The organism is uncultured Martelella sp., assembly GCF_963677965.2.
Taxonomy (GTDB): domain Bacteria; phylum Pseudomonadota; class Alphaproteobacteria; order Rhizobiales; family Rhizobiaceae; genus Martelella; species Martelella mangrovi.
The window spans coordinates 1746646-1768110 of record NZ_CAXXFM010000001.1 but is presented as its reverse complement, the minus strand read 5'-3'; the positions used below and the strand labels follow the sequence as shown (position 1 = coordinate 1768110).

19 protein-coding genes and 1 pseudogene are annotated in these 21465 nt (G+C 57.9%); 11 read left to right on the top strand and 9 right to left on the bottom strand.

The annotated features are described in order from the left end of the window. Positions 1-50: 50 nt before the first annotated feature. From ACHZCU_RS08410 to hemE, 8 genes are all read right to left on the bottom strand, one after another. Positions 51-935, bottom strand: a complete 885-nt coding sequence (locus ACHZCU_RS08410) for a ParB/RepB/Spo0J family partition protein (protein WP_319518407.1) — start codon at positions 933-935, stop codon at positions 51-53. 36 nt (positions 936-971) lie between these two features. After that, complete coding sequence (locus ACHZCU_RS08405) at positions 972-1763, bottom strand: ParA family protein (protein ID WP_319518406.1); 792 nt, start codon at positions 1761-1763, stop codon at positions 972-974. A gap of 18 nt (positions 1764-1781) precedes the next feature. Further along, positions 1782-2405 (bottom strand): 16S rRNA (guanine(527)-N(7))-methyltransferase RsmG, encoded by a 624-nt coding sequence (rsmG, locus tag ACHZCU_RS08400; protein ID WP_319518405.1) that lies wholly within the window; start codon positions 2403-2405, stop codon positions 1782-1784. Positions 2406-2412: 7 nt separating this feature from the next. Beyond that, entirely contained in the window at positions 2413-4275 is a 1863-nt protein-coding gene (gene mnmG, locus ACHZCU_RS08395) for a tRNA uridine-5-carboxymethylaminomethyl(34) synthesis enzyme MnmG (RefSeq protein WP_319518404.1), read from the bottom strand. Between the two features lie 119 nt (positions 4276-4394). Further along, positions 4395-5714 (bottom strand): tRNA uridine-5-carboxymethylaminomethyl(34) synthesis GTPase MnmE, encoded by a 1320-nt coding sequence (mnmE, locus tag ACHZCU_RS08390; protein WP_319518403.1) that lies wholly within the window; start codon positions 5712-5714, stop codon positions 4395-4397. 258 nt (positions 5715-5972) lie between these two features. Further along, complete coding sequence (gene rho / locus ACHZCU_RS08385) at positions 5973-7238, bottom strand: transcription termination factor Rho (RefSeq protein WP_106309308.1); 1266 nt, start codon at positions 7236-7238, stop codon at positions 5973-5975. A 199-nt stretch (positions 7239-7437) separates the two neighbouring features. Beyond that, complete coding sequence (gene hemJ / locus ACHZCU_RS08380) at positions 7438-7980, bottom strand: protoporphyrinogen oxidase HemJ (RefSeq protein WP_106309306.1); 543 nt, start codon at positions 7978-7980, stop codon at positions 7438-7440. Between the two features lie 32 nt (positions 7981-8012). Beyond that, positions 8013-9038: a uroporphyrinogen decarboxylase gene (gene hemE / locus ACHZCU_RS08375; RefSeq protein ID WP_319518402.1), complete on the bottom strand. Its 1026-nt coding sequence runs from the start codon at positions 9036-9038 to the stop codon at positions 8013-8015. A 410-nt stretch (positions 9039-9448) separates the two neighbouring features. Between hemE and ACHZCU_RS08370 the strand changes: the two genes are divergently transcribed. Genes ACHZCU_RS08370 through dnaQ form a run of 5 tightly spaced genes read left to right on the top strand, consistent with a single transcriptional unit; the run spans position 9449 to position 13092 of the window. Further along, positions 9449-10270 (top strand): pyruvate, water dikinase regulatory protein, encoded by an 822-nt coding sequence (locus ACHZCU_RS08370; RefSeq protein WP_106309489.1) that lies wholly within the window; start codon positions 9449-9451, stop codon positions 10268-10270. 39 nt (positions 10271-10309) lie between these two features. Beyond that, positions 10310-10921 (top strand): Maf family nucleotide pyrophosphatase, encoded by a 612-nt coding sequence (locus ACHZCU_RS08365; RefSeq protein ID WP_319518401.1) that lies wholly within the window; start codon positions 10310-10312, stop codon positions 10919-10921. Continuing rightward, positions 10914-11774, top strand: a complete 861-nt coding sequence (locus ACHZCU_RS08360) for a shikimate dehydrogenase (protein WP_319518400.1) — start codon at positions 10914-10916, stop codon at positions 11772-11774. The genes ACHZCU_RS08365 and ACHZCU_RS08360 overlap by 8 nt, the downstream gene beginning before the upstream one ends. Next, positions 11771-12379: a dephospho-CoA kinase gene (gene coaE / locus ACHZCU_RS08355; protein WP_319518399.1), complete on the top strand. Its 609-nt coding sequence runs from the start codon at positions 11771-11773 to the stop codon at positions 12377-12379. The genes ACHZCU_RS08360 and coaE overlap by 4 nt, the downstream gene beginning before the upstream one ends. Next, positions 12379-13092: a DNA polymerase III subunit epsilon gene (gene dnaQ, locus ACHZCU_RS08350; protein WP_319519768.1), complete on the top strand. Its 714-nt coding sequence runs from the start codon at positions 12379-12381 to the stop codon at positions 13090-13092. Before coaE ends, dnaQ begins: the two co-directional genes overlap by 1 nt. A 49-nt stretch (positions 13093-13141) precedes the next feature. Here dnaQ and ACHZCU_RS08345 read toward each other — a convergent pair whose 3' ends face one another. Next, entirely contained in the window at positions 13142-14032 is an 891-nt protein-coding gene (locus tag ACHZCU_RS08345; RefSeq protein ID WP_319518398.1) for an NAD(P)-dependent oxidoreductase, read from the bottom strand. Positions 14033-14204: 172 nt separating this feature from the next. On the opposite strand from ACHZCU_RS08345, the gene ACHZCU_RS08340 reads away from it, so the two are divergent. The 6 genes and pseudogenes from ACHZCU_RS08340 to ACHZCU_RS08315 all read left to right on the top strand — a co-directional run bounded on the left by ACHZCU_RS08340 (position 14205) and on the right by ACHZCU_RS08315 (position 21400). Next, positions 14205-15158 (top strand): sugar-binding transcriptional regulator, encoded by a 954-nt coding sequence (locus ACHZCU_RS08340; protein ID WP_319518397.1) that lies wholly within the window; start codon positions 14205-14207, stop codon positions 15156-15158. 586 nt (positions 15159-15744) lie between these two features. Then, positions 15745-16955, top strand: a pseudogene (locus ACHZCU_RS08335) (ABC transporter substrate-binding protein). A gap of 198 nt (positions 16956-17153) precedes the next feature. Beyond that, positions 17154-18026 carry a sugar ABC transporter permease gene (locus ACHZCU_RS08330; RefSeq protein WP_319518396.1) on the top strand — a complete coding sequence of 291 codons (873 nt, stop codon included), beginning with the start codon at positions 17154-17156 and terminating at the stop codon, positions 18024-18026. A gap of 2 nt (positions 18027-18028) precedes the next feature. Continuing rightward, complete coding sequence (locus ACHZCU_RS08325; RefSeq protein ID WP_319518395.1) at positions 18029-18859, top strand: carbohydrate ABC transporter permease; 831 nt, start codon at positions 18029-18031, stop codon at positions 18857-18859. Between the two features lie 11 nt (positions 18860-18870). After that, the gene (locus ACHZCU_RS08320; protein WP_319518394.1) at positions 18871-19869 is read left to right on the top strand and encodes an ABC transporter ATP-binding protein; all 999 of its coding nucleotides are present in this window, start codon (positions 18871-18873) and stop codon (positions 19867-19869) included. Positions 19870-19918: 49 nt separating this feature from the next. Next, a complete protein-coding gene (locus ACHZCU_RS08315; RefSeq protein WP_319518393.1) occupies positions 19919-21400 on the top strand; it encodes a mannitol dehydrogenase family protein in 1482 nt (493 codons plus the stop codon). Positions 21401-21465: the final 65 nt, after the last annotated feature.

Below are 21465 nucleotides of genomic sequence, written 5' to 3'. Positions count from 1 at the left end.
CTGATGATAAATGATAAAATTGTATCACTTCAATTTGACATGATACAATTTTACGGGTTTCGCTCCAACCGCCTGCAGATATCATCCAGCTGATCCAGAGATGTATACGAAATACGAACCTGGCCACCGCTGCTCTTGTGATCGATCGTGATGGCAAGACCAAGCCGGTCTGACAGCGAACGTTCGAGCGCCAGTGTATCGGCATCTTTCTGCTTCTGCGGCCTGGAGGCGCGGGTGCCGCCGCCTTCAATTGCTCTTTGCGCCAGCTTCTCGGCCTCACGCACCGAAAGCCCCTTTTCAACAACGGTCCGCGCCAGAGCATCCGGATCCGGCGCTGAAATCAGGGCGCGGGCATGACCGGCGGACAACACTCCTTCCCCAAGCATGTCGCGCACGCTTTCCGGCAGTTTCAACAGACGCAGGCTGTTTGCAACATGGCTGCGGCTCTTGCCGATAATCTCGCCGAGGTCATTCTGGGTATAACCGTGTTCGGCCATCAGAAGCTCGTAACCATTCGCTTCTTCAAGCGGGTTGAGATCAGCGCGCTGCACATTCTCGACAATGGCGATTTCCAGCGCCGTTCTGTCATCGACATCCCGGATCAGCACCGGCACTTCCGAAAGACCGGCCAGCTGCGAAGCGCGCCAACGACGCTCACCGGCGATGATCTCGAAGCGGTTTTCGCCAATCGTACGCACCACAACCGGCTGAACAATCCCGTGCTGACGAACCGATGCAGCCAGATCGCGAAGATCATCCTCTTCAAAATGACGGCGGGGATTTCGCGGGTTTCGCGAAATGAACTCGACAGGGATACGCCTGTCTGCGGTCACCGGCGTTACGGACGCCTCCTCGGACGGCTCAGTCTTTTCAATATCACCGATCAGGGCTGCAAGGCCGCGCCCGAGCCGCCGTTTTGAAGTGTCTTCGCTCATATCATCACCTTACCGACAAATACGCATTACGGCCTGTCAGGCCGCCGCCAGCGCCCGTTCACGCTGGATGATTTCCGAAGCCAGCTGAATATAGGCCTGACTGCCCTGGCACTTCAGATCGTAAAGAATGACAGGCTTGCCGAAAGACGGCGCCTCGGAAACCCGAACATTGCGCGGAATCAGCGTCTTGTAGACCTTGTCCCCCATATATTCGCGCACATCCGAAACCACCTGCTGGGCCAGATTATTGCGCGAATCATACATGGTCAGAACCACGCCCTGAATTTCCAGCCCCGGATTGATTGTGCTGCGCACCTCCGAAACCGTGTCCAGAAGCTGGCTCAATCCTTCAAGCGCAAAAAATTCACACTGCAACGGAACGAGAACAGCCTGAGCTGCCCCCATGGCATTCATCGTCAGCAAATTGAAAGAAGGCGGGCAATCGCAAAAGACATAGCGATACCGACCAACATCGGACTGCCCCAAGGCATCACGCAGTTTGAAGACACGGCGCGGGTCTGTTGCGATTTCAAGTTCGAACCCCAGCAGATCAAGTGTCGAGGGGACAAGATCGAGATTGGGAACCGCCGTGGGTATTGCAGCCTCGGAAATTGTCTTGTCGCCGACCAGAACATCATAGGCCGATACGTCTCGCTGATCACGTTCGATGCCCAGACCGGTGCTGGCATTGCCCTGCGGATCGAGATCGAGCACCAGAACCTTCTCGCCGATCGCGGCAAGTGCGGTGGCCAGGTTGATAGCAGTGGTGGTTTTTCCGACGCCGCCCTTCTGGTTGGCAACCGTGATAACACGCGTTTTACGATTCATTAACCATTCCGCCATTGTCTAGAAGGCTGATGATGACGCAAGGCGCGAAATTTCCAGAACTACGGAGCCGGGTTCAACCTTGCTTTCATGTTTTACCAGATCGAAGTCCCACTGGTCACGCGCTTTGTCGATTTCGCGCTGATAATCCCGACCTTTGTGGAAAAACGCCTGAAATTCGGGATCAGCTTCAAACCATGGCTGCGCATAACCCAGCAAAAGCGAGAGATCGGCCAGCGCCCGTGCCGACATGGCTTTCGCACTTTCGATTTCAGCGAATGCCGTCTCTGCCCGAATAGCGTGGACGCTGGCGCGCGCCTCGGTCTGCCGGATCGCGGTGCGCAAAAACGAGGCTTTTTTATTGTTGCTTTCGACAAGATGAACCCAGCCATCGCCCTGTTCGGCCAGGAAAATAGCGGTAATCATCCCCGGAAACCCGCCACCGCTTCCAATATCGATCCATGTTTTTGGCGTTGGCGAGAGCTGATGTATCTGAGCACTGTCAGCAACATGGCGATCCCAGAACTGCTGGCGCGTTGATGGCGCTACAAGGTTGATGGACCTTGCCCATTTTTCAAAATGAGCCGCAAAGCGCTCAAGCCGTTCCTGTGTTTCACGTGAAACAGTTTGTCCGTTCAACTTCATTCTTAGCTCATGCCGCCGCTGAACGCGCGGTTTTCAAACGCACCAACAGCAGCGACAGCGCTGCAGGGGTCATGCCATCGATACGGCTGGCCTGGGCAATTGTTGCAGGACGCGCCCGTTCCAGCTTGCCTTTCAGTTCGTTGGAAAGGCCGGGGAGTACCGTATAGTCAAAATCCTCTGGTATCGCCCTGCCCTCATCCTTGCGAACCTGGGCAATATCGGCTGCCTGACGATCCAGATAAACGGCATAGGCCGCCTCGATCTCAATCGCATTGCGCACAACATTGCGGGTTCCGCCTAGTTCCGGCCAGATACCGACCAGCGATTGGAAGTCCTGATCCGGATAGGCCAGAAGATCATAGGCCGTCCGGCGTTGGCCATCCTGATTCAGTTTCAGCCCGTAAGTCGCCGCCTCATTCGGTGTCAACGAGCGCGCCTTCAATGCTTCCCGCGCCTCGCTCAACTCCGTTGTATAACGCTCGAAGCGTTTGCGGCGATCTGGCGAAGCGATACCAAGCGACAGCGCCAACGGCGTCAACCGTTCGTCGGCATTGTCGGCTCTCAGTGTCAGGCGATATTCAGCGCGCGATGTGAACATTCGATAAGGTTCGGCAACACCGCGCGACGTCAAATCATCGATCATCACGCCGATATAGGAATCCGTCCGCGACAGAATGACGGCTTCGGCATCGCCCGCAAGACGTGCGGCATTCAAGCCAGCAACAAGGCCCTGCGCGCCGGCTTCTTCATAACCGGTGGTGCCGTTGATCTGTCCGGCGAGAAACAGTCCCGGCATCTTCTTCAGTTCAAGCGACGGCTTCAGCTCCCGTGGGTCGACGTGGTCGTATTCAATCGCGTAACCAGGCTGTAAAATTTCGACCTTTTCCAGGCCGGGAATAGCGCGAATAAACGCCTGCTGGACATCTTCCGGCAACGAGGTGGAAATCCCGTTGGGATAGACCGTATCATCATCGAGCCCCTCCGGCTCAAGAAAAATCTGATGTCCGTCGCGATCGCCGAAGCGCATGATCTTGTCTTCAATCGAAGGACAATAGCGTGGCCCGACACCCTCGATCTGCCCCGAATACATTGCCGACAGTCCGATATTATCCCGGATGATTGCATGGACCTCGGGTGTCGTCCGCGTAATTCCGCATTCAATTTGCGGGTTCTGCACGCCATCGGTCATGAAGGAAAACGGCACAGCATCGTCGTCGGCCTTCTGTCGATCAAGTGACGTCCAGTCAATCGTGCGTCCATCCAGCCGCGCCGGCGTGCCTGTCTTCAAACGGCCGAGCGACAGGCCGAGCCGTGCGAGAGTATCGGAGAGGCCGACGGACGGCGCCTCCCCTACCCGACCAGCGGGAATCTGGCGTGTACCGAGATGGATCAGGCCACGCAGAAAGGTGCCGGTTGTCAAAACAGCAGCCCCGCAGGCATAACGGTGACCGTCCTTCGTGGTTACCGCGACAACCCGACCGTTCTGGGTTTCAATATCAAAGACATCGCCTTCCAGAACATCAAGTCCGGCAATTTCGGCAAGTGCCTGCTGCATGGTCTGACGATAGAGCTTGCGATCCGCCTGGCTGCGCGGCCCACGCACGGCCGGACCTTTGCGTCGGTTTAGCATGCGATACTGGATGGCAGCCGCATCGGCGACGCGCCCCATCAGCCCATCAAGTGCATCGATTTCGCGAACCAGATGCCCCTTGCCCAGACCACCGATCGCCGGATTGCAGGACATGACGCCGATGGTATCGCGTTTATGCGTGACCAATGCGGTTTTTGCGCCGCTGCGTGCTGCTGCGGATGCGGCTTCGCAGCCTGCGTGGCCACCGCCAATGACGATGACATCATAATGATCGGTCATGAAACTGCTCCATTCGCGGCCGGACGATAATCGCCCCTACCCCGATAATCTGGCGTCGGTTTTGCCGTCTCAACTGCGGCAAGTCAAGATTGTTTCACGTGAAACACTTTCGGGGATCGTTACTTGCCGACACAGAAGGATGAAAAGATCACGTCGAGAAGATCCTCAACATCGACCCGCCCGGTAATCCGTCCAAGAGACTCGGCAGCCCGTCTGAGCGATTCCGACGGCAGCTCCGGCGAAAGCGCACGTGCCGACGATGCTTCTTCAAGTGCGTCCAATGCCTGGCGCAAATAACCCGTCTGCCTCTGTCGCACCGGTAAACTGAGCGACGCCCCGGCAACACGTTCGGCCAATCGGTCCGAAATCGCCGCAATCAACCGATCCATCCCCGCCCCGCTTTGCGAGGACAACACCAGATCGAAAGCATCAGCCCTTTGCTGCACCGAAGACAGATCAGCCTTGGTGCCGATTTTCAAACAGTCCCTGTCGGGAAATATTTCGGCATCCGCCTCCCCGCTCATATCGGCAAGGGACAATACCAGATCCGCCGTTTCCAGCAGCGCACGTGCCCTGCGCACCCCTTCAAGCTCAACCGTATCGTCGGTCTCGCGCAATCCGGCTGTATCGTAAAGCCGGACGGCATAGCCGCCAATGTCCAGATGAACCTCGAGCACATCGCGGGTTGTGCCCGCCACATCGGTGACAATGGCAATGTCCCGCTTCGCCAGAGCATTGAGAAGACTTGATTTTCCCGCATTCGGCGGACCAGCGATAACCACCTGGTAACCATCACGAATGATTTCTCCGGTTCTGCTACCGGCCAGATGATGGCGAATGGATTCGGTAATCTCTTCGACACTTTTCCAGATGGTTTCCGATACAGAACCGGGAATATCCTCTTCATCCGAAAAATCGAGTTCGGCCTCTATCATCGCCCGGGCATGGGTCAGCGCCTGCGCCCATCCCTCATAGAGTTTAGAAAGATGACCGCTTGCCTGTTCCATGGCAAGGCGTCGCTGCATTTCCGTTTCGGCAACGATTACGTCGGAAAGACCTTCAGCCTCGACGAGATCCAGCTTTCCGTTCTCAAAGGCCCGCCGGGTAAACTCGCCCGCCTCGGCATGGCGCGTATCGGCAAAGGACGACAACAGATCAAGCATGGCGCGGACAACCGCACGGCCGCCATGAAGATGGAATTCGACACAGTTCTCACCGGTAAAAGAGGCCGGTCCTCGAAACGTCAGAACCAGCGCCTGATCGATGGCCGTGTCATCTGGGCCGCGCAATGTCAAAAGCTGCGCGCGCCGCAGTTCAGGCACATGACCGGCGACCGAGGCGCAGATATCGAAAGCGGTCGGCCCCGAAATGCGGATAACCGCAACGCCAGACGGCAAGGCGCCGCTTGAAAGTGCAAAAATGGTATCGGAAGCTCGCATCATCTACGCCTATGACGGCCTGACGGACAGTATGCTGTTTTGATTCAAAGCGTTAAGAGATTAGACCATATCTCTTGCTTGTGCAGGGCCATTTGAGCTGTCTGCGCAAAACAAAACAGGTATTTTGCGCCGCCTCCCCGGACAAAGGGCCCGGGGACAAATATTGTGGGACGGAATAACACACCTGCCCCGTCATGCTGCCAAGGCTTCCCCGGTGTGACAGACACACCGAACCGGCCTGTTTTCATCTCGCAGCTGTCAGGTATTCATCGACTCGAAGAACTCGGCATTGCTCTTCGTCTGTTTCAGCTTGTCGATCAGGAATTCGATACCATCGGTCGTTCCCATCGGGGCCAGGATCCGGCGCAGAACGAAGATCTTCTGCAAATCCTGACGCGGCACAAGCAGGTCTTCCTTGCGGGTGCCCGACTTGAGAATATCCATTGCCGGGAAAATCCGCTTGTCGGCGACCTTGCGATCGAGCACGATTTCGGAGTTACCCGTTCCCTTGAATTCCTCGAAGATAACTTCATCCATGCGGCTGCCGGTATCGATCAGCGCGGTGGCAATGATCGTCAGCGAACCGCCCTCTTCGATATTCCGCGCAGCGCCGAAGAAGCGCTTCGGGCGCTGCAGGGCATTGGCATCGACACCACCGGTCAAAACCTTGCCCGAAGACGGCACGACGGTGTTGTAGGCGCGCCCGAGACGGGTGATCGAGTCGAGCAGGATGACCACATCCCGGCCATGTTCGACCAGGCGCTTGGCCTTTTCGATGACCATTTCAGCCACCTGAACGTGACGCACGGCCGGTTCATCGAAGGTCGAGGAGACAACCTCGCCCTTTACCGAGCGCTGCATGTCCGTCACTTCCTCGGGGCGTTCATCGATCAGAAGAACGATCAGGAAACATTCGGGATGATTGGCGGTGATGGAATGCGCGATATTCTGCAGCAGAACCGTCTTACCCGTACGCGGCGGTGCAACGATCAGTCCGCGCTGTCCCTTGCCAAGCGGTGCAACGAGATCGATCACGCGCGGCGACAAATCCTTCGACGTCGGATTATCCAGCTCCATATTGAAGCGCTCATTCGGATAAAGCGGCGTCAGATTGTCGAAATGGACCTTGTGGCGGATCTTTTCCGGGTCATCGGAATTGATCGTGTTGACCTTCAGAAGGGCAAAATAGCGTTCGCCGTCTTTCGGTCCGCGGATCGGCCCTTCGACCGTGTCGCCGGTCTTCAGTGCGAAGCGGCGGATCTGCGAGGGCGAGATGTAGATATCATCCGGTCCCGGCAGATAATTTGCATTGGCCGAGCGCAGAAAACCGAAGCCGTCCTGGAGAACCTCGACCACGCCCTCACCGATGATTTCGACATCCTGTGTGGCCAGCACTTTCAGAATGGCAAACATCAGTTCCTGCTTGCGCATCGTGCTGGCGCCTTCGACCTCGAGCGATTCCGCAAAGGCCAGGAGATCGGTAGGTGTCTTGCTCTTCAGTTCCTGAAGCTTCATTTGTGACATGAAGAAAACCGTGAATTGTTGTGGTGATAAAGAAGGCTGGTTGCACTGGTACAGCAGTGCCAATTCGGATTGGCGCAGGAGATGAGTTTCGCACAGCCTTTAGGATGGGTTGGCTGGAAGATACTGATTTGCCGCGTGCGTTACAAGAGAAAAAGCGCGTTTTTAAGCCGGAAAACGCGGCAATCTATTCATCAAACGATTAAAACGGCTTCAGAATCACCATGATCACGGCAATAATCATCAACACTGTCGGCGCTTCATTGACGATCCGCCAGTGCCGCGCACTTGTTTTGCGCTTGTCGGCGGCAAAATCCTTCATCGCCTTGCTGAAATAGCCGTGAACGCCGGACATCAGAAAAACGGCGAAAATCTTCACATGAAGCCAGCCATCGACGAGCCAGCCGCCATCCCATGCCAGATAAAGACCAAAAATCCAGGTCAGGATCATCGCCGGGTTCATGATCACTCTCATCAGCCGGGATTCCATGACCTTGAAGGTTTCGGATTTTTCCGATCCCGGCGTACTGTCGGCGTGATAAACGAAAAGACGCGGCATATAGAACATACCGGCCATCCAGGAAATCACCGCCATCACATGAATGGCAGTCGCCCATAGATAGAAATTATCGTGGTCGAATTTGAACAAGCCAAGACAGATGAACAGAAACAAGAGAAGCGCCGTTGTCGCCCGGCTTGCCGATTTCTTTCCCGCGGTTTTTCCGGTTTCACCCTGATCCGCCATAGTATCCTCCACATCTATCTGTTTTCGTTATATTATTTTTCACCCCGAACGCGTTTTACCAGTGCAGCCACATTTTCAGGGTCCACATCCGGTGTAATTCCGTGTCCGAGATTGAAGATCATCGGTCCATCGGACAACGCTTCAACTATGGCTGTCGCCCGGTCTTCCATCATTTTGCCGCCCACAACCATGGCGAGCGGATCGAGATTGCCCTGTACCGGCCCTTCTTTTTGCAGGGTTTTGGCCACGCTTAACGGAACGGTCCAGTCGAGACCGATGGCATTGGCGTCGGTCACCTGCCGGTAGGTTGACAGATTTGCGCCCGCGCCCTTGGCAAAGGCGATGATCTTGGCGCCGGGAACCGCCATTCGTACTTTCTCGACAATCCTTGCCACCGGTTTGGCGGCAAAATCGGCAAAGTCGTCTTCTGTCAGAACACCGGCCCAGCTGTCGAAAATCTGCACCGCATCGGCGCCGGCTTCAAGCTGCCGGATCAGATAATCGGCGGAAAGATCGGCAATCAGATCGAGAAGCTGCAGGAATTCTTTCCTGTGCCGATAGGCAAACAGTCGCGCCGGGGCCTGATCGCTCGTGCCCTTCCCGGCAATCATATAGGTCGCCACCGTCCAGGGCGCGCCGCAGAACCCCAGAAGCGACGTTTCCTCCGGCAGACTGGCCCGTATACGTCGAACAGCTTCGATCACGGGATCAAGCGTATTGGCCGCATAGCGGGCTTCCAGCCTTGCTATATCGTCGGCGTTGATCGGATCCAGTCGCGGGCCTTCACCCTTTTCAAAGCGAACACCGCATTTCAACGCATCCGGAATGACCAGAATGTCGGAAAACAGGATGGCTGCATCAAAACCATAGCGTCTGATCGGCTGCAGCGTCACTTCTGTAGCAAAATCAGGATTGTAGCAAAGATTGAGAAAGCCGCCGGCCTTTTCTCTCAAGGCCCGGTATTCCGCAAGATAGCGACCGGCCTGACGCATCAGCCAGATCGGAGGCGGGTTGACGGTTTCGCCTTCAAGCACGCGTTCCAGCGTCCGTTTCACCATATCCCCAGCCCTTTTAAATAATGAATCTTTCTATCTTTGGATTCCTTTTATTTCTTAGAGTCTGTGAGGATCAAGGATTAAAGGTTTTTCGTGAAGTTTGAGTCTTTTCCACCGTTTCACATCACCGATGCGCCGGCAAAATCACGGCTGAATGAGAACTGTGGGGAAGACGGACGATTGATTTTTGGATTCAGATGGTTGGCCAATCCCCTCGTCAATATCCAGGCTGTGCAAAACTGCTGGATTTTTGAAGGAAAGACGCAGTTTTTCCCCGTTTTCAACAGCGGCGTTTGAACCTTTTCGACAAAAGGGGATATGTGGATAATTCACGACATCACCCACAGGCCAAAAAACGCGCTCGGCAGATGTCCCGGTTTGTCCAGCGTTATAAACAGGAGGCGAAGGACATCGTGGAAAACCGCAAAAACTTCTTTCACCTCCATCTGATCTCTGATTCGACCGGCGAAACCCTGATTTCGGCGGGACGGGCGGTTTCCGCCCAATTTGGCGGTTATGAGCCGATCGAACACGTCTATCCGCTGGTGCGCAGCCGCAAACAGGTGCTTGCCGTGTTGCGCGCAATCGATGAAGCGCCGGGGATCGTGCTTTACACGGTGGTAAACGAGGAACTCGGCGCGCTTCTGGACGAGATGTGCCGGGACATGAATGTGCCCTGCGTCAATGTTCTGGAGCCGGTTGCCGGTGTGTTTCAGTCCTATCTCGGCACGACCTCGCGCCGGCGTTCCGGTGCCCAGCACAGTCTGGACGAGGATTATTTTGCCCGGATCGAGGCGTTGAATTTCGCCATGGACCATGATGACGGGCAGATGCCGGAAACCTATGACGAGGCCGATGTCGTCATCCTCGGGATTTCCCGCACATCGAAAACCCCGACCTGCATGTATCTTGCCAATCGCGGTGTGAAGGCTGCCAATATTCCGATTGTGCCGGGGGCACAGCTGCCGGAAAGCCTTTACCGGGCGACAAAAACGCTTGTCGTCTGCCTGATCGCCTCGCCCGGCCGGATATCGCAGGTGCGCGAATTTCGCGAATTCGGCAGCGGCGCCGACGAGGGCAAGAGCGAATATACCGACCGCGCGGTGATCGCCGAGGAACTGAAACACGCAAGAAGCCTTGCCGCCCAGAATAACTGGCCGATCATCGATGTTACCCGCCGCTCGATCGAGGAAACGGCAGCCGCCATTCTTGCCCTGAAATATGAGATGAAATAGCAACGACGCCGGAACCTGGCGCAGGAGGGAAAGCGGGCAATGAAAAAAGCGATGAATATTCCGATCATTCTGGCTTCGACCAGCCCGTCCCGGCGTGCGCTTTTGACCAATGCGCGGCTTTCCTTTTCCAGCATGCGCCCGCATGTGGACGAACGCGCCGTGGAAGCGCCTTTCATCAAGACGGGCGCAACGCCGGATTTTCTGGCCGGGCTTTTGTCCCGGGCAAAGGCGCTTGATGTTTCAAAGCGCGCGCCGGGCGCTTTCGTCATCGGCGGCGACCAGGTGATGGCGTTTGAGGGACAGCCCTATTCGAAGCCGGAAAACCGGCAGGAGGCGCATGCGCATCTCAAGCGTCTTTCCGGCAAGACCCATTATCTGATGAGTGCCTTCGCGATTGCCCGCGATGGCGAAATCCTGTTCGAGGCCTGCGAAACGGCCGCCTTGCACATGCGTGTGCTCGAGGATGCGGAAATCGAGGCCTATCTGGCGTGTATTTCCGATGAGACGCTCTGTTCCTCCGGCGTTTACCAGCTGGAAGGACCGGGCGTGCGACTTTTCGACAGGATCGACGGCGATTTTTTCACGATCCTCGGCATGCCGATGCTTCAGCTTCTGGCGGCCTTGCGCAAACTCGGAGCACTGCATGATTGATCCACGTGAAACCGCGCCGCGACGGGCCTGTGTCATCGGCCATCCCGTTTCCCAGTCCCGTTCGCCGCTGGTTCACGGCTACTGGCTGAAGAAATACGGCATTGCCGGCGAATATCTGCGTCAGGATGTGGCGCCGGGCGACATCGCGGCCTTCATGGACAAGCTGCGCTCCGGCGAAACGGGTTTTGTGGGCTGCAATGTCACCATTCCGCACAAGATGGCTGCCTTTGAACTTGCCGATCATGCCGATGAAAACGCCACGCTTCTGGGCGCGGCCAACACGTTGTGGGTGGAAGATGGCCGCATTCATGCCACCAACACCGACGGTCTCGGCTTTGCCGGCAATCTCGATGCCGCCTGTCCCGGCTGGGACTATGTGGAAAAGGCTGTTGTTCTGGGGGCCGGCGGCGGTGCGCGCTCGGTGGCCATGGCGCTCAAGCAGCGCGGCATTTCCCACATCCATATCGTCAACCGCACCCTGGCGCGTGCATCCGAACTGGCCGCACGGCTGGGCGATCGCGTCGACGCCCATGATATGGACCGGCTTTCGGATGTGATGGCCGGTGCGGGGCTGTTCGTCAACACCACGTCGCTCGGCATGAAGGGCGGTTCGGTGCCCGATATCGATTTCTCTCTTCTGTCTGCAAATGCGGTTGTGACCGATATTGTCTATGTGCCGCTGGAAACGCCGATCCTGAAACAGGCGAAGGCGCACGGCCTGAAAACCGTCGACGGTCTCGGCATGCTCCTGCATCAGGCCGTGCCGGGGTTTGAGAAATGGTTCGGAACGCGACCTGAAGTGGATGCGGGACTTCGCGACGAAATCATTGCCGATCTTGAGGCGAACGGATGATCATTCTCGGCCTCACCGGATCGATCGGCATGGGAAAGTCCACAACAGCGGGCTTTTTCACCGAGGCCGGCATTCCGGTGCAAAATGCCGATGAGGTTGTCCATGCGCTTTACCGCGGAAGGGCCGTCGCGCCCGTGGAAGCGGCCTTTCCCGGCGTTGCTGTCGATGGCGTGATTGACCGCGCCCGTCTGAGCAAGGCGCTTGCCGGAAAGCCGGAGAATTTCGAAAGACTGGAGGCAATCGTTCATCCTCTGGTGCGTGAAGAACGCGACCGGTTCCTCGAAAAGGCCCGGGCCGACGGGGCGGCGATTGCGGTGCTCGACATTCCGCTTCTCTATGAAACTGGCGCCGACCGATCGGTCGATTGTGTGCTGGTGGTCACCTGCGATCCGCAAATCCAGCGCGAACGTGTGCTGGCGCGGCCGGATATGACAGTGGAAAAGTTCGAAACAGTGCTGAAACGTCAGCTTTCCGATGGCGAAAAACGCGCGCGGGCCAACTATATTGTCGATACCGGACACGGCATCGACCAGGCGCGAGCAGCGATCGGTCACATTATTGCCGCGCTTGAAGGCAAGGCAGCGGATAAAGACAGGGAGCGATGATGAAGGTCACGCGCGATATCATCTTCGATACCGAAACCACGGGTATGGACAAGAATGACGACCGGCTGATCGAGATCGGCGGCGTTGAGCTGATCGACCATTTTCCGACCGGCAAGACCTTTCATGTCTATATCAATCCGGATGGCAAGAGCGTGCATCCCGAAGCCCTGCAGGTGCACGGCATTTCGGACGATTTCCTGAAGGACAAGCCGGTATTTGCCGATGTTGTCGACGATCTTCTGGCGTTTTTCGATGGCGCCCGCTGGATTGCCCACAACGCCGCCTTCGACATGGGCTTCATCAATGTCGAACTCGGCCGTCTCGGCAAACCGCCGATCGATCAGGAAATGGTAGTCGACACCCTGGCGCTGGCGCGGCGCAAACATCCGATGGGCCCCAACAGTCTCGATGCGCTCTGCAAGCGCTATTCGATCGACAATGCCCACCGCACCAAGCACGGGGCGTTGCTCGATGCCGAGCTGCTGGCGGAAGTCTATATCGAGATGTCGGGCGGCCGGCAGGCCGCCTTCCGTCTCGTCAATGCCGGTTCAGCCGATGAATATGACAGCGACGGAAACCTGCGCAAGCTTCCGCCCCTGGTCCGCCCTCGCCCGCTGGCTTCGCGCGTTCACGCGGATGAGGTCGAAGCGCATGCGAAAATGCTTGCCGAGATCGGCGACAAGGCATTGTGGAACAGCGTTTCGGACAAGTAAGGATTTTGTCCGAATATGATCCGTGCAGTTTGTCGGATCATATTCGGTCCTATCCTACATATTTGCGCCAGTCGTGTTGTTCCTGAAACCCCAGAACCTCGCGGATCTTGCGGTTGGAGAGCGGCGCTTCATAGTCGCCCATCTCACGGGTGATCGGCGTGTTCGGTGCGTATTTCTTCAGGAAATCGACCGTCTTTTCGTTGGCGGTGATCGTGTCGTTGGTGGCGTTGAAAACCTCGAAGCCGAGCCCGTCCTTTTGCAGGCAAAGATCGACGATCTGGCCGAGATCGCGGGCATCGATATAGCTCCAGGCATTGCGCTTGCGCGATGGCGGATCGGCGAGGAAACCGGGGAAATTGCTGTAATCCTCCGGTGAAATGACATTGCCGATGCGAAGCGCGTAGATATCCGCGTCGTAACGCAGGGCAAAGGCGCGCGCGGTCTTCTCGTTGCAGACCTTGGAAAGCCCGTAGCTGTCCATCGGGTCGACATCGTAATCCTCTTCCAGCGGAAAGGCGTGAAAATCCTTGTCGCCCTCGGCAAAGCAGACGCCATAGGTGGTTTCGCTGGAGGCGATGATGACCTTGCGCACCCCAAGCTTCACCGCCGCTTCGATGACATTGTAGGTCGACATAACATTGGTCTGATAGGTGACGTTGTCGGGCGTGATCATCACCCGCGGAATGGCGGCGAAATGCACCACGGCATCGGGTGCGACGGGTGGTTTGCCATCTTCATAACGCTCCATGCCGAAATGCATGGACATGGCATTGAACACCTGTCCGCTGTCGGTGAGGTCGGTGATGAAGGTGTTGACGTCCGGATGGTCGAGCGCGACCAGATCGAGATTGAGAATATCGTGACCCTTGTCCAGAAGGTAGGGGATCACGTCACGGCCGGCCTTGCCGCTACCGCCGGTGAAAACGATGCGCTTGCTCATTTTTTCCTCGCTTTTGGGATGCTCCTCGAATGGCCGGATCGTGCATCCATCCGCGCGAGGCGTCAAACCGATTTGCCGGCTTTTTTCACGGTGGCTTGGCAGAGCGGCGGTGACATGGCTATTCTGGCCCGCATTATTGACGATGGCTCAATTGAGCGGGGTAGCGGAAAACATGGCGAAAAAATCCGGCAGCGCATCGCGCCTTGACGACGCCGCACGGGCCGGCTGGCTCTATTATGTCGCCGGCCGCACGCAGGATGAAATTGCCGCTGCCATGGGCATTTCCCGCCAGAGCGCCCAGCGTCTGGTGTCGCTTGCCATGTCCGAACGGCTGATCAAGGTGCGTCTCGACCACCCGATTGCCGAATGCATGGCGCTTTCGGCAGCGCTTCAGGAACGTTACCGCCTGAAACAGGTGCAGGTCGTGCCGAGCGATCCGAATTCCGATACCGCACCAACGGGAATCGCCGAGGAAGGCGCGGCCGAAATCGAGCGCTGGCTGAAGCGAGCCGAACCGACCGTGCTGGCCATGGGCACGGGGCGCACGCTGCGCTCGGCGGTGGAGCAATTGCCGCCGATGGCCTGTCCGCAACACCGCATCGTCTCGCTTACCGGCAATATCAGCCCCGATGGTTCGGCGGCCTATTACAATGTCATCTTCCTGATGGCCGATGCCATTCAGGCGCGACATTTTCCCATGCCCCTGCCGGTTCTGGTGTCCACGCCGGAAGAGCGCGCCCTGTTCCATGCCCAGCCGCTGGTGAAACCGACGCTGGAACTCGGCGGCAAGGCCGATGTCACCTTCGTCGGCATCGGTGAACTCGGCGCGAAAGGCCCGCTGCTGCTCGACGGCTTTCTCACGGCGGGCGAAATGGAGGAACTGGTTGCCGCCGGCGCGGCCGGCGAAATTTGCGGCTGGCTTTACAATGATGACGGCAGGCTGCTCGATCACCCGATCAACCAGCGTGTGGCCAGCATTCCCCTGCCCTTTGCCGATGACGCCATCATTTTCGGCATGGCCCGCGGCAAGCCCAAGCACCGCGCCATCCGCGGCGCGCTGAGGGGTGGATTGATCAACGCACTGATCACCGACGAGGACGCGGCGCGGTTCCTGCTGGAGGAATAGCTCTTTTCGGGGAGCATGGCGGCACGTTTTCCCGACCAGAGAGACCTGTTGCGCGCAAGCCCCTCTCCTTCCTCGGCGTCATTCTCGGGCTTGACCCGAGAATCCATTCACCCATCCGCACGACTGATGCTGACTGTGGTCTTCATGCTTTGCGATGCCGCAGGCAAAACCGCTGACGCTTCTCGCGACAGACGTGATTGGACCCTCGGGTCAAGCCCGAGGGTGACGAAAGTGGTGAGGCGATCGGATAGCCGGCACGTGTGAGACAAGCATGGAGCGTTGAGCCATGGCTTTTTGCTCAAGGCACGCAGGCCTGTCGAAACGAAAATCCGACCTTCGCGATGGCTTCAAAATTTCTTCTTTAAAAACATCGTATTAAAATATTCGCCCAAAGTATGAGCATTCGCCCACTTGACAGTTTGCAGTGAATAGTGGGTAATTGCTCACACAGTAAGCTATTGCTCAATCTGAGGGAGGAACGAGTATGAGACTGCACACGACACTTCTGGGCGCGTGCTCACTTGTGGCGCTGACCGGCGTCGCTTCGGCCGAAACGCTGACGATTGCCACCGTCAATAATGGTGACATGATCCGCATGCAGAAGCTCACTGACGATTTCACCGCGCAGCATCCCGATATCGACCTCGACTGGGTCACGCTGGAAGAAAATGTGCTGCGCCAGCGGGTGACCACCGACATCGCCACGAACAGCGGCCAGTACGACGTGCTGACCATCGGCAATTACGAAGTGCCGATCTGGGCCAAGCAGGACTGGCTCTTGGCGCTGGACGGCATGCCGGATGATTACGACGCCGGCGATCTTCTGCCGGCCATTGCCGGTGGCCTGTCGGTTGACGACACGCTCTATGCCGCCCCTTTTTATGGCGAAAGCGCCATGGTGATGTACCGCACCGATCTGGCTGAAAAGGCCGGCGTGACCATTCCGGCCGAACCCAAATGGGACGACATCAAGAAGGCCGCCGCCGCCATGACTGACAAGGACAATGGCATTACGGCATCTGCCTGCGCGGCAAGGCCGGCTGGGGCGAGAACATGGCCTTTATCACCGCCATGTCCAATTCCTATGGCGCGCGCTGGTTCGACATGGACTGGAAACCGCAGTTCGAGAGCGATGAGTGGAAGGCAACGCTCACCGATTATCTCGACCTGATGAACAATTACGGTCCGCCCGGCGCCTCCTCCAACGGCTTCAACGAAAACCTCGCCCTGTTCCAGCAGGGCAAGTGCGGCATGTGGATCGACGCAACGGTGGCCGCTTCCTTCGTGACCGACCCGGATGAATCCAAGGTCGCTGACTCGGTCGGTTTCGCGCTGTTCCCGGAAAAGGGCGATATCGGCAATCGCGGCAACTGGCTGTGGTCGTGGAACCTCGCAATCCCGGCGTCCACGCAGAAGGCGGATGCGGCCAAGGCGTTTGTCGCCTGGGCAACCTCCAAGCACTACACCGATCTTGTTGCAGAACAGGATGGCTGGCGCGCGGCCCCTCCCGGCACCCGCACCTCGCTTTACGAGAATGCGGATTACCAGAAGGCAGCCCCCTTCGCGGAAATGACGCTGGAATCGATCAATGCCGTCGATACCAAGAAGCCGTCGGTTCAGGACATTCCCTATACCGGGGCGCAGTTCGTCTCGATCCCGGAATTCCAGGGCATCGGCACGGCGGTCGGCCAGCAGTTTTCCGCAGCCCTTGCGGGCAATGTGACGGCCGATCAGGCGCTGTCCAATGCCCAGCAGATCACCGCACGTGAGATGATGAAGGCCGGTTATCCGAAATAGGCATTCCTCCGGCAGGTGGCCGGGCCCCGTGCCCGGCTGCCCGTTTCCGATTTTTCCTTTGAAGGCGTTTGTCGAGAACCGCCGTGCGTCCTGCCGACGGCGGTTCCCGTGATTTCCGCAAACCCGGGCACACCGGTGCGAAACCATTGAGACGTGATGCGGCCTTGAGGCCGGCCTCACCGAGCGGGGATAACCGAAATGGCGACGACCCATACAAAACATGCGGCGCGGCTGATGATGGCGCCCTCGGTCATTCTGCTATTGCTGTGGATGATCATTCCGCTGTCGATGACCGTCTATTTCTCGTTTCTGCGGTATAATCTCCTGATGCCGGGAACCGAGAGTTTCGCCGGCTTCATGAATTACCGTTTCTTCCTGACCGACCCCGCCTTCTTTCAGGCGATCGGCAATACGTTGATCCTGGTCGGCGGTGTGCTGTTTGCCACCGTTGTCGGCGGTATTGCGCTGGCGCTGCTGCTGGATCAGCCGATCTTCGGTCAGGGCATTGTCCGCATTCTGGTCATCGCACCGTTCTTCGTCATGCCGACGGTTTCGGCGCTGGTGTGGAAGAACATGCTGATGAACCCGGTCAACGGGCTGTTCGCCTCTCTGGCGCGCTTTATCGGCATACAGCCGATCGATTTTTTATCCTCGATCCCGCTGACGTCAATCAGCCTCATTGTCGCCTGGCAATGGCTGCCGTTCGCAACGCTCATTCTGCTGACCGCGCTGCAATCATTGTCCGAAGAGCAGAAGGAAGCCGCCGAGATGGATGGCGCCAATGCCTTCAACCGGCTGATCTACATCATCCTGCCGCATATGGCCCGCGCCATCACCGTGGTGGTGCTGATCGAGACCATCTTCCTGCTCTCCGTCTTCGCCGAAATTCTGGTGACCACCAATGGCGGACCGGGAACGGAAAGCACCAATCTGACCTACCTCGTCTACATGCAGGCATTGCTGCAGTTCGACGTGGGCGGCGCTTCGGCCGGCGGCATCATCGCTGTCATTCTCGCCAATATCGTTGCGATCTTCCTGGTTCGCATGATCGGCAAAAATCTGGAGGACTGACGATGGCACGCCGGGTTTCAACACAGAAAAAACTGGCCTTCACGCTTCTGGCATGGGTCGTGGCGCTTCTGATCTTCTTCCCGATCCTGTGGACGGTTCTGACCAGTTTCAAGACCGAAGGCGAGGCCGTTTCCTCGCCGCCGTCCTTCCTGTTCTTCCAGTGGACGCTGGAAAACTATGTGGAGGTGCAGGCCCGCTCCAGCTATTTCCACCACTTCTGGAATTCGGTGGCGATCTCGCTTGGTTCCACGGTGATCGGGCTTCTGATCTCCGTTCCCTCCGCCTGGGCAATGGCGTTCTCACCGACGAAACGCACCAAGGACATCCTGCTGTGGATGCTGTCCACCAAGATGCTGCCCGCCGTCGGCGTGCTGGTGCCGATCTACATCATCTTCCGCGACCTCGGCCTGCTCGACACCCGCATCGGCTTGATCATCGTGATGATGCTGATCAACCTGCCGATCATGGTGTGGATGCTCTACACCTATTTCAAGGAAATTCCCGGCGAGATCCTCGAAGCCGCCCGCATGGACGGGGCGACGCTCGGCAAGGAGCTGATCTATGTGCTCACCCCGATGGCGGTGCCGGGCATTGCCTCCACCCTTCTTCTCAACATCATCCTTGCCTGGAACGAAGCCTTCTGGACCCTGAACCTGACGGCTTCAAAGGCGGCGCCGCTGACGGCCTTCATCGCCTCCTATTCGAGCCCGGAAGGCCTGTTTTACGCCAAGCTTTCCGCCGCCTCGACCATGGCAATTGCGCCGATCGTCATCCTCGGCTGGTTTTCGCAGAAGCAGCTCGTGCGCGGGCTCACCTTCGGCGCGGTTAAATAAGGACAGGACCAATGGGCAGCATCAGACTTGAAAACGTCTCCAAGCATTTTGGCGAACATGCGGTCATTCCGTCGATCGATCTTGAAATCAATGATGGCGAGTTCGTCGTCTTTGTCGGCCCCTCGGGCTGCGGCAAGTCCACCCTTCTGCGCCTGATTGCAGGCCTTGAGGATGTTACCGGCGGCCGCATCCTGATCGATGGCGAGGATGCCACAGCCAAACCGCCGGCAAAGCGCGGCCTTGCCATGGTGTTCCAGTCCTATGCGCTTTATCCGCATATGAGCGTGCGCGCCAATATCGGCTTTCCGCTGAAAATGGCCAATTTCGACAAGGCCGAAATCGACCGCAAGGTTGAGGAGGCGGCAAAGATCCTGAACCTGACCGATTATCTGGAGCGCAAGCCGCGCGCGCTTTCCGGTGGTCAGCGCCAGCGCGTCGCCATTGGCCGCGCGATCGTGCGCGCGCCGGAATGTTTCCTGTTCGACGAACCGCTCTCGAACCTCGATGCAGCGCTTCGGGTCAATATGCGGCTCGAAATCTCCGAACTGCACCAGCAGCTTGGCGCAACCTCGATCTACGTGACCCACGACCAGGTGGAAGCCATGACCATGGCCGACAAGATCGTGGTCCTGCGCGCCGGCAATATCGAACAGGTCGGCTCGCCGCTCGAACTTTACCGCAGTCCCGCCAATCTCTTTGTCGCCGGTTTCATCGGTTCGCCGAAGATGAATTTCATCGACGGCGAGGCGGCTGCGGAATTCGGCGCCCACACGATCGGCATCAGACCCGAACATGTCGCCCTTTCCACCGAAAACGGCAAATGGAAGGGCAAGGTCGTCGTTTCCGAACATCTCGGTTCCGACACCTTCCTGCATGTCGATGTTCCCGGGCTCGGCCATATCACCACCCGCACGGATGGCGAGTTTCCGGTGCGCCACGGCGACATGGTGTTCATCTCGCCGGACCCCGAACGGCTTTACCGCTTCAACGCGGATGGCCTTGCCGCCTGACCGGCGCCGTCGACCAAACAGCGAAATGCGAAGACTGGACCTTGAGACCATGACCGAGCCCCTCAACCTCGAAAATCTTGATCAGCATGCGGACAAGGCGGCCGTGCCGGCCTATCAGCGCAGCGCCCTTTCCGCCGGGATCGTTCATTTCGGCGTCGGCAATTTCCACCGCGCGCATCAGGCGGTCTACCTGCATCAGCTTTTCAACAAGGGCCGCGATCTCGACTGGGCCATCATCGGCGCCGGCGTCATGCCCTCCGACACGAAGATGCGCGACGTTCTTGCCGGCCAGGATTTCCTGACCACCGTGGTGGACCAGGAGGCGGATGCCAGCGAAGCCACTATCACCGGTGCGATGATCGACATGATCGCCCCGCCCGATTACGCGGCGATGATCGAAAAACTCGCCGATCCGGCAATCCGCATTGTCTCGCTGACGGTGACGGAAGGCGGCTATTTCATCGATCCGGCCACCGGGAAATTCGACCCGACCCATCCGGCCATCGTCGCCGATGGTGAAAATCCGGATACCCCGAAAACGGCCTTTGGCCTGATCATCGCCGGTCTGAAGAAACGCCGCAGCGAAAACATACCGCCCTTTACCGTGATGTGCTGCGACAACATTCCGCATAACGGCGCGGTGACCAAGGCCACCGTCTCAGGCCTCGCCGAACTCTCCGATCCGGCCTTTGCCGGCTGGATCCGCGACAATGTTGCCTTTCCCAATGCCATGGTCGACCGGATCACGCCGGCCACCGGCAAGCGCGAACGCGATATCACGCGGGAGGAATATGGCATTGCGGACAATTGGCCGGTGTTCTGCGAGGGCTTCAAACAGTGGGTGCTGGAGGATGACTTTCCGCTTGGCCGCCCGGCGCTGGAGAAGGTCGGCGTCACCTTTGTCGAGGATGTCAGCCCCTATGAGGTGATGAAGCTCAGGATCCTCAACGGCGGCCATGCGGCCATCGCCTATCCCGGCGAACTGCTCGATATCCATTTCGTGCACGAGGCGATGGAGAACGAACTGATCGCCGCCTTTCTCGAAAAACTCGAGAAGGAGGAAATCATTCCCATCGTGCCGCCGGTGCCCGATACCGATCTTGCCGGCTATTACGAGCTGATTGCCCGGCGCTTCGCCAATCCCAAGATCGGCGACACGATTGAGCGGCTGGCGCTCGACGGTTCCAACCGGCAGCCGAAATTCATCCTGCCATCCACGGCGGCGCGGCTGGACAAGGGCCTTGATGTCGTCGGTCTCGCGCTGGTCTCGGCGCTGTGGTGCCGCTATTTCGAGGGGACATCCGACAGCGGCCGCGCCATCCGCTTCAACGATGAGGCCGCCGACCGTCTTCACAAGGCCGCACTTGCAAGCCGCGAAGACCCGATGATTTTCCTTGAGGACCGCGCCATCTTCGGCTCGATCTCCGACAATGAAACCTTCCGCAAGCGCTTCTCGGCAGCGCTGGAGAGCCTCAGAACCGCCGGGACCGCCGAAACACTGAAACGCTATATCGCCGGTGATCTGGCATAGTGTATCCGGCTACCGATGATTGGCCCGGCCCGCGCCCGGGAAAGCCCGGCGCGGACAGGATGTTT